Annotated in this window: 8 protein-coding genes; 7 read left to right on the top strand and 1 reads right to left on the bottom strand. The window is 72.5% G+C overall.

Annotation, left to right across the window (positions count from 1 at the left end; all coding sequences use genetic code 11):
• From PV350_RS41980 to PV350_RS42005, 6 genes are all read left to right on the top strand, one after another.
• Nucleotides 1-1,142: PLP-dependent cysteine synthase family protein (locus PV350_RS41980; protein WP_500338657.1), on the top strand; the 1,142-nt coding region annotated here is incomplete at its 5' end.
• A complete protein-coding gene (locus PV350_RS41985; protein ID WP_500338658.1) occupies nt 1,139-2,410 on the top strand; it encodes an MFS transporter in 1,272 nt (423 codons plus the stop codon). The genes PV350_RS41980 and PV350_RS41985, both read left to right, overlap by 4 nt.
• 115 nt (nt 2,411-2,525) lie before the next feature.
• A complete protein-coding gene (locus PV350_RS41990) occupies nt 2,526-3,257 on the top strand; it encodes a helix-turn-helix domain-containing protein (RefSeq protein WP_500338660.1) in 732 nt (243 codons plus the stop codon).
• Between the two features lie 358 nt (nt 3,258-3,615).
• On the top strand, nt 3,616-4,296 hold the full coding sequence (locus tag PV350_RS41995) for a DUF4142 domain-containing protein (protein WP_499508971.1): 681 nt from the start codon (nt 3,616-3,618) through the stop codon (nt 4,294-4,296).
• A 5-nt stretch (nt 4,297-4,301) separates the two neighbouring features.
• Nucleotides 4,302-4,946 (top strand): class F sortase, encoded by a 645-nt coding sequence (locus PV350_RS42000; protein WP_500338661.1) that lies wholly within the window; start codon nt 4,302-4,304, stop codon nt 4,944-4,946.
• A gap of 145 nt (nt 4,947-5,091) precedes the next feature.
• A complete protein-coding gene (locus PV350_RS42005) occupies nt 5,092-5,388 on the top strand; it encodes a hypothetical protein (RefSeq protein ID WP_500338662.1) in 297 nt (98 codons plus the stop codon).
• A 72-nt stretch (nt 5,389-5,460) separates the two neighbouring features.
• Here the strand turns inward: PV350_RS42005 and PV350_RS42010 are convergent, their stop codons facing one another.
• Nucleotides 5,461-7,083 carry a flavin monoamine oxidase family protein gene (locus PV350_RS42010; protein ID WP_500338663.1) on the bottom strand — a complete coding sequence of 541 codons (1,623 nt, stop codon included), beginning with the start codon at nt 7,081-7,083 and terminating at the stop codon, nt 5,461-5,463.
• Between the two features lie 269 nt (nt 7,084-7,352).
• On the opposite strand from PV350_RS42010, the gene PV350_RS42015 reads away from it, so the two are divergent.
• Nucleotides 7,353-7,799 (top strand): nitroreductase family deazaflavin-dependent oxidoreductase, encoded by a 447-nt coding sequence (locus tag PV350_RS42015; protein WP_499508967.1) that lies wholly within the window; start codon nt 7,353-7,355, stop codon nt 7,797-7,799.
• Nucleotides 7,800-7,897 lie beyond the last annotated feature (98 nt).

The raw sequence follows: 7,897 nt of genomic DNA on the forward strand, positions 1-7,897 counted from the left end.
TCCCTCACCCCGGCACGCCCGCGTCCCCGGCCGCGCTCCTCGCCGCCACCGCGCCCCCGCGCCGCACTCCGGCCGGACTGGTCGGCAACACGCCCGTGCTGTGGGTCGGATCGCCCTTCGTCCCCGACGGCCGTGGCTTCTGGGCCAAACTCGAGGGCTTCAACCCCGGCGGCATCAAGGACCGCTCCGCGCTGTACATGATCGAGGCGGCCCGCGCCCGCGGTGAACTCCTCCCCGGTGCCCGCATCGTGGAGTCCACCAGCGGGACGCTCGGCCTCGGGCTCGCCCTCGCGGGGGCCGTGCACGGACACGCGGTCACGGCGGTCACCGACCCCGGCATGGAACCGCCCATGGTCTCCCTGCTCACCGCCTACGGAGCGACCGTCGACATCGTCGCCGAACCGCACGCCGTCGGCGGGTGGCAGCAGGCCCGCCGCGACAGGGTGCGGGACCTCCTGGCGGCCGATCCGACCGCCTGGTGCCCGGACCAGTACCACAACCCGGACAACGTCGCCGGCTACGCGGCCCTCGCCCACGAACTCGTCGCCCAGCTCGGCCGCATCGACGTCCTGGTCGCCAGTGTCGGCACCGGAGGACACTCGGCCGGGGTCAGCGGCCCGCTGCGCGCGTTCTTCCCGCACCTGCGGCTGGTCGGTGTCGACACCACGGGGTCGACGATCTTCGGCCAGCCGCCCGCCGCCCGGCTCATGCGGGGCCTGGGCAGCAGCATCCATCCCCGCAACGTCGACTACGCGGCCTTCGACGAGGTGCACTGGGTCGCCGCCGGCGAGGCGGTGTGGGCCTGCCGGCGCCTCGCCCGCGACCACTACGCCAGCGGCGGCTGGAGCGTCGGCGCGGTCGCCCTGGTCTCCCGCTGGCTGGCCCGTACGCTGCCGGCCGAGACCCGGATCGTGACGATCTTCCCCGACGGCCCGCAACGCTACGTCGGCACCGTCTTCGACGACGCCTACTGCCGGGGCCACGGTCTGCTCCACCACGAACCGGCCGAGGACCCGCAGGAGATCGCCGACCCGGGCGAGACCGTGGTCGACCGCTGGACCCGCTGCACCACCGTGGTGGACCCGCTGGCCGACGCGCCGGACGGCGAACTCGGCGGTCTGTCCTTCGAGGCCGCCCGGTGAGGGGGCTGTGGCGGCAGGCCCGCTCCTTCGACACTCCGGCCCGGCTGCTGATGGCCAACCAGTTCGCCATCAACCTGGGCTTCTACATGCTCATGCCCTACCTCGCCGACCACCTGGCCGGCGGCCTCGGCCTGGCCGCCTGGGCCGTCGGCCTCGTCCTGGGCGTACGGAACTTCTCCCAGCAGGGCATGTTCGTGCTCGGCGGCACCATCGCCGACCGCTTCGGCTACAAGACACCCATCGTGATGGGCTGCACCCTGCGCACCTTCGGCTTCGCGCTGCTGGGGCTGGTCGACTCCCTGCCCGCGCTGGTCGCGGCCTCGGCCGCCGCGGGGTTCGCGGGCGCGCTGTTCAACCCGGCGGTCCGCGCCTATCTGGCCGTGGAGGCCGGAGAGCGGCGGGTGGAGGGCTTCGCCCTGTTCAACGTCTTCTACCAGGCAGGCGTCCTGATCGGCCCGCTGGTCGGCCTGGCCCTGCTCGCCCTGGACTTCCGCGCCGTGTGCCTGACGGCCGCGGCCGTCTTCGCCGTGCTGACCGTCCTGCAGTGCCGGGCCCTTCCCGACCGGCGGCCGGAACGCGGTACCGGCCCCAGCGCGGCGGCGGGCGTCCTCGGCTCCTGGCGGCAGGTGCTGGGCAACCGGCCGTTCATGTTGTTCGCCCTGGCCATGGTCGGCTCGTACGTGCTGTCCTTCCAGGTCTACCTGGCGCTGCCCCTGCAGGCCCACGCACTCCTCGGCACCGGCGGACAGGCCGTCACCAGCGGCCTGTTCATCGTCTCGGCGGTCGTGTCGGTCCTCGGCCAGCTCCGCATCACCGGGTGGGTCCGTGCCCGCTGGACCGGACCGCAGGCCATCGTCGGCGGGATCCTCCTCATGGGCCTGGCCTTCACGCCCCTGGCCATGAGCCCCGACCCGTCCGGAGGGCCGTTCGACGCGGGTCTCGCGGTGGCCCTGCTCGTGGTCGCCGTCGCGGTCCTGGCCGTGGGCAGCGCGGTGGTCTACCCCTTTGAGATGGACACCATCGTCACCCTCTCCGGAGAGCGCCTCGTCGCCACGCACTACGGCTGGTACAACACCGTCTCCGGCCTGGGCATCACCCTGGGCAACCTCGCCACCGGCGCCATCTGGGACCTCGCCGACCACAGCGGCAGGCCGTGGCTCCCCTGGCTGACGCTGACCATGACCGGCCTGCTCTGTGCCGCCTGCGTCCAGCTCCTGTCCCGGGCCGGGGGCCTCGCCCCGGTCAAGCGCGAACCCGCCCTCGCCTGACACCGCCCACCGCCTCCCGGGCGTTTCCGGCCGGGGGACGGCTCCCTGGACTGGCGGGCTGCCGATGGGTCTGTTGCGCTGAAAGGAGACGGGACGAAGGTGGTGAGCGGCAGTGATGGGTGGTCCGGACCGGCCCGGCTCGGCGGGCGGCGGCTCCTTCGACGGTGAGAGCGTGGCCGGCCGCGTCGCGGTGCGACGGGAGCAGCTGGGCATGTCCCGCGAGGAGCTGGCCACCAGGGCCGGGATGTCGATCGTGTACCTGCAGCAGGTCGAGGAGCTCGGCACCGGCTTCGACCCCGCCGCGCTGATGCGGCTGGCAGCCGTGCTGGGGGTGTCGTACGAGGAGTTGGCGCTCGGCTCGCGCGAGGCGCCGCCCGGACGGGGCGGACCGGCGGCCCGTCCGGTGCTGCAGCGGCTGTCCCAGCAGGAGTGCTGGGAACGGCTGGGCACGCACGGCATCGGCCGGGTGGCCCATCCGCCGGAGCCGGACACCGGCGACGAGCCTCCCGTGCTGGTGCCGGTCAACTTCCTCGTGGATGGACGAACGGTCGTCTACCGGACGGATCCGGCCGGCGCGGCAGCGGTCGCGTCCGGCACGAAGCTCGCCTTCGAGACCGACCACGTCGACGAGGCCAGCCGTGTCGGCTGGAGCGTCCTGGTGGCGGGCACCGCCGACCGGATCACCGACGCCGCCGTCGTGGAGTCCCTCGCCCGGCGTCCCGGGGCCGAGCCCTGGCCCGGGGGGACGCGGGAGCTGTGGATCCGCGTCGTGCCGCGTGAGGTGAGCGGCCGCGCCATCCGGTCACTGCCGGCGGCCGAGGACCGGGCGCCGCGGCACGCCGAGTGACGCGGGCGTGTGAAACCCCCGGGCGACGCAGCATCGCCCGGGGCTCCGGCTGGCCCCGCAGACCAGCCGTGGGCTGCTCCTCGTCCTGAATCCGGAGTCCGACACGGATCGCGCCGGGGACACGACCGTCGGACTCACCCGGATCACCGCCGGGCGATGCACCGGCGATGCGGCTGGGCGGTCGTTCACGGTCGGCGCACGCGCACATCGGCTCGACGGGTGACCCACCGGACTTCATCGGTACGCCGGGGCGCCGGAGTGGCAGCCATCTGTCCGGGGGCGCTGTGCCATGCGCCCCGTTCTGACCACCGGTGTGGTGCCGCCTTGCAGCCCCACCGGCTCGAAGGGAGCAGTACCGATGCGTACACGACTGCTTGCTGCCGCCGTGGCAGCGGCGGCATTGTCCGGCATAGCAACGCCCCAGGCGTTCGCTGCGGGGCTGACCGACCAGGACACGACGTTCCTGACGCACATCCACCAAGGGAACCTCGCCGAGATCGCGGCTGGGAACGACGCACAGGGTCACGCGACGAGCGCATGCGTGAAGCAGGTCGGCGAGGTGCTCGTCCAAGACCACAGCAAGCTCGACGCGGATGTGAAGATGCTCGCGGGCAAGCTGAAGGTGACGCTGCCGCCGTCCACATCCGCCGCGCAGGACAAGGGGCTGGCCGAGGTGCAGGCGAAGGCGGGCAGCCCGGCGTACGACGCGGCATGGCTCAGCGCCGAGGACGTCGGGCACCGCGAGACCCTCGCGCTGATCGACCAGGAGATCAAGGCGGGGAGCAACGCCGAAGTGGTGGCAGCCGCCCGCAGCGCCCGTCCGGTGGTGGCAATGCACCTGGAAATGGTCCGCGGCGGCACCTGCCACGCCCCCTCGGGCACCGGCATGGTCCACGCTGGATCCGGGGGTCAGTTCGCCGCCGCGCAAGGCTCGGCCACCACCGCGGGCATGGTCGGCGTGGCCGGAGGCGCGTTGCTCACCGCCGGTGGAGCGGCCTGGCTCCTGCGCATCCGCCGCCGAACGGCCGGGAAGAGCTAGAACCCGTGGAACGCCACCGGTCGGCCGCCGCTGTGATGACACTTTGCGGTCTGGGCGCGGCGGCCGCCGGCTGGCTGACGTGGACCACGCCACAACTCGGCGTCACCGACTCGGGCACCCTGCCCGCCGCCGTGCACCGCTCCGCCTTTGACGGCCAAGAGGCGTCGTCGCCACCCACCCGCATCCATGGCCCAGCCGGTCTCGACGCCGTCGTCGTACCTGTCGCCGTCCGGGCCGACGGTGCTCTCGACCTGCCGGAAAACCTCCACACCGGCGGATGGTGGGCACTGGGGGCCCCGCTGGGCGCGGCGACCGGCACGGTGTTGATAGCGGGTCATGTCGACAGCCGCGAAGACGGGCTGGGCACCTTCGCCGCACTGTACGACATACCCGTGGGAGGCCCCATCACCGTGACAGGCGCGGACGCCAAGGTACGTCTGTACCGGGTCACCGCCCGGCGCACGTACCGGCAGGAGCATCTGCCACGTGACCTCTTCACACGCGCCGGCCCCCACCGGTTGGCTTTGATCACGTGCGCCGGTCCCTACGACCGCGCGGCACGCCGCTACGAACGCAACCTCGTTCTGTACGCAACGCCGACCGAAGAACGCACCCCCGGCCCGCTTCGCCCGAGCATGCGGTGGGGGTAGCCGGAGCTGGTGACTGAGCGCGCTGACGACCCTGCACCGCAACGGCGAGCGGGTCTACCAGAGCATCTACCCCTTCGACTACTTCTACGTCGCCGACAACGAGCGGGCCGACTACCGGCTCACCGCCTCCGTCACCCGCGGAGCGGTGGCCGACGTCTCCACGAGCTTGACCGCGTCCCTGGACAACACGGGCAAGGCACGGGCCAAGGTGCGGGTGCCGGTCACCGTGGAGGGCGCCGCCGAGGGACGGAACCTGAAGTCCCTCAAGGTGTGGGTCTCCTACGACAAGGGCGCCCACTGGGAGAAGACGGGCGTCCGCGACGGCCGGTTGGAGGTCACCAACCCCAGGGCCGGCGGCACCGTCTCGTTCAAGGCGGAGGCGGCCGACCGCCAGGGCAACACCGTCGCCGAGACGATCGTCGACGCCTACCTGACGAAGTAGGCCGCGAGCGGCGTGGACGGGCGCTCGGCCGGGTCTCCCCGGCCGGGCGCCTTTGCCCGTGGCGACGGGCGGTCAGGCCTTCAGGGCGCGGCTGTGCAACGCGGTGACGGCCTTGCGGGCGGAGAGGATGGCGCCGTGCTGCCAGGCGTCCATGTAGGACAGCCAGTCGCCGGCGTACAGGACGCGTCCGGTGGGTTCGTTCAGAGGTCTGTACACGGCGGCGTCGGTGCCGCCCGGGATGCTGTGCCAGGCGCCTTCGAGGTGGCGGACGCGCTTCCAGGCGATGGAGAAGGAGTTCGCCAGCTCGCTCCGGTACTTCTCGCCGTGGATCTTCACGCCCTGCATGACGGCACGCGCCTCACGCCCGGCGGGGGTCAGGGCGGCGTAGGCGTCGGCGTTGGCCCCGGTGTTGTAGTAGCCGACGATGACGCCGCGCTTGCCGTGGTGGCCGTAGGACGGGTACCAGATGTGGGACAGGTCCAGGTCGGTCTCGGTGATGCCGCCGTAGATGCGGTGGTCGGTCTCCCACCAGCGGCTGCGGTACTCCAGGCCGATCTTGCCGGCCGACGAGGGGCGGATGGTGGTGAGCGCGGTCTGCACGTCGGGACCGAGGTTGTGCGGCAGTTTGGCGAGCAGATGGGGCGGCATGGCGGCGATGCAGTAGTCCGCCTCGACCTGCCGCTGCCGTCCGGTGGGGTCGGTGTAGCCGACGGTGACGCCGCCGGCCGACTGCACCAGCGACGTGGCCTGGCAGCCGTAACGGATCCGGCGATCGCCGATGGCGCGGGCGAAGGCCCTGGGTATCCGGTCCATGCCGCCGACGGGCTGGAACATCAGCATCGCCTGGTCGTACTCGAACTCGAACGCGAAGTGCCGCCCGACACCCGAGGCGAAGACCTCGGAGGCCGTGGGCAGGTCACCGAGCAGGCTCCCGGGGGTGCCGGCGGCGCCGGGCCAGGTGGTGAAGCCCCGGTTGGCGCCGCCGGTGTACGCCCAGCCCTCGGACCGTCCGCCGATCTCGCCGAATCCCTCCAGGAACGACAGCAGCCGCTCCTTGTCCTGGGCGGTCAGTTCCTGGTCCAGCGCGCCCTGGTCGGTGGCCTTGGCGAGGAGTTCGCTGACGTAGCCGAAGGTGTCCGCCTTGGCGGTGCGGTACCGCACCGGCTGCCCGGGCGGCATACCCGCCGACTCGTGGTAGATGTACGCGTCGGCGTTGGCGTTGGTGAAGACCTCGATGGGGACGCCGAGTTCCCGGCAGTAGTCGAGGGTGACCATCCACTGGGCGAGCCGGGCCGGCCCGGCGTTGAGGTACTGGCCCTGGGAGAACCGGGCGGTCTGGGTACGCCCGTCGAGGTCGGTGTGGGTGTCCCCGCCGCGCACGGTGTAGTTGCGGCCGCCCGGCCTGTCGCGCGGCTCCAGGATCGTACAGTCGTATCCGGCCTTGCCCAGTTCGTAAGCGGCCGTCAGCCCGGCCAGCCCCGCGCCCAGGACGACGACCTTGCCCGCCCTGCGTCCGGTGAGGTGGAAGTCGGCCGCGCTCGGCGCGCGGAAGTCGGCGCCGCGTCCGGCCGCCTCGGCGGTCGGCGCGAGCCCCAGCGCGCCCATGGTGGCGAACATCGCCCCGGCGCCGCCGGTGATGCCGACGGCGCGCAGAAATCCCCTGCGGTCGAGTCCTGTTGGCTGCCCCTGTGTCATGAGTCGCCCTCTCTCGATCTGCCGGTGTGCACGCCGATCTTCAGGGCGGCCTGTTACGGATGATGTGGCCGGAACATGACAGGGCGATTTCGCGTGCCGCGGGCGTGTGAACGGACGTCGAGGACCCGGCGCCCAGTGGCGCCGCGCGGCCGCCATCCGGGTGATCGGCGGCGGGACCGGCGGCGCGAAGCGGGGCTGCCGACGGGAAGGTGCGGGGTGGGTGAGGATGTTGAGGTTGTCGATGTCGCATGCCGAGATGGGAGAACGACGTGCCTTTGGTCGGTGAGTACCAGCCGAGCCCCGAGCAATGGGTCCGGGACCAGGTCGAGCTGTACGAGGGTTCCGGAGGGACCGACGGGACCACGCTGCGCGGCAAGCCCGTGATCGTCCTGACGACGCTGGGCGCCAAGTCCGGCAGGATCCGCAAGACACCGCTCATGCGCGTGGAGCACGACGGCAGCTACGCGGTCGTGGCCTCGAAGGGCGGCGCCCCTCAGCACCCGGTCTGGTACCACAACCTGGTCGCCGACCCCCGGGTGGAACTGCAGGACGGCCCTGTGCGCCAGGACATGACGGCCCGTGAGGTCACGGGCGACGAGCGCGCCGCGTGGTGGGAGCGCGCGGTGGAGGCGTGGCCCGACTACGCGGAGTACCAGAAGAACACCGACCGGGAGATCCCGGTCTTCGTCCTGGAGCCGGCGGCCGCACCCCACTGACCTGCCCCGCCCCGACGGCCGCCGCCCCACGAGGGGGCGGCGGCCGTCGCCTGTGTGCCGGCGGTGTCAGTCCGGGGTCCCGGCGTGGGGCGGGGGGC

Source organism: Streptomyces sp. PA03-6a, assembly GCF_033792765.1.
Classification (GTDB): Bacteria; Actinomycetota; Actinomycetes; order Streptomycetales; family Streptomycetaceae; genus Actinacidiphila.

What these genes read in the sequence shown, in the direction of transcription:
- PV350_RS41990 (WP_500338660.1), top strand. Translation starts at nt 2,526, where the DNA reads ATGGGTGGTCCGGACCGGCCCGGCTCGGCGGGCGGCGGCTCCTTCGAC.
- PV350_RS41995 (WP_499508971.1), top strand. Translation starts at nt 3,616, where the DNA reads ATGCGTACACGACTGCTTGCTGCCGCCGTGGCAGCGGCGGCATTGTCC.
- PV350_RS42010 (WP_500338663.1), bottom strand. Translation starts at nt 7,083, where the DNA reads ATGACACAGGGGCAGCCAACAGGACTCGACCGCAGGGGATTTCTGCGC.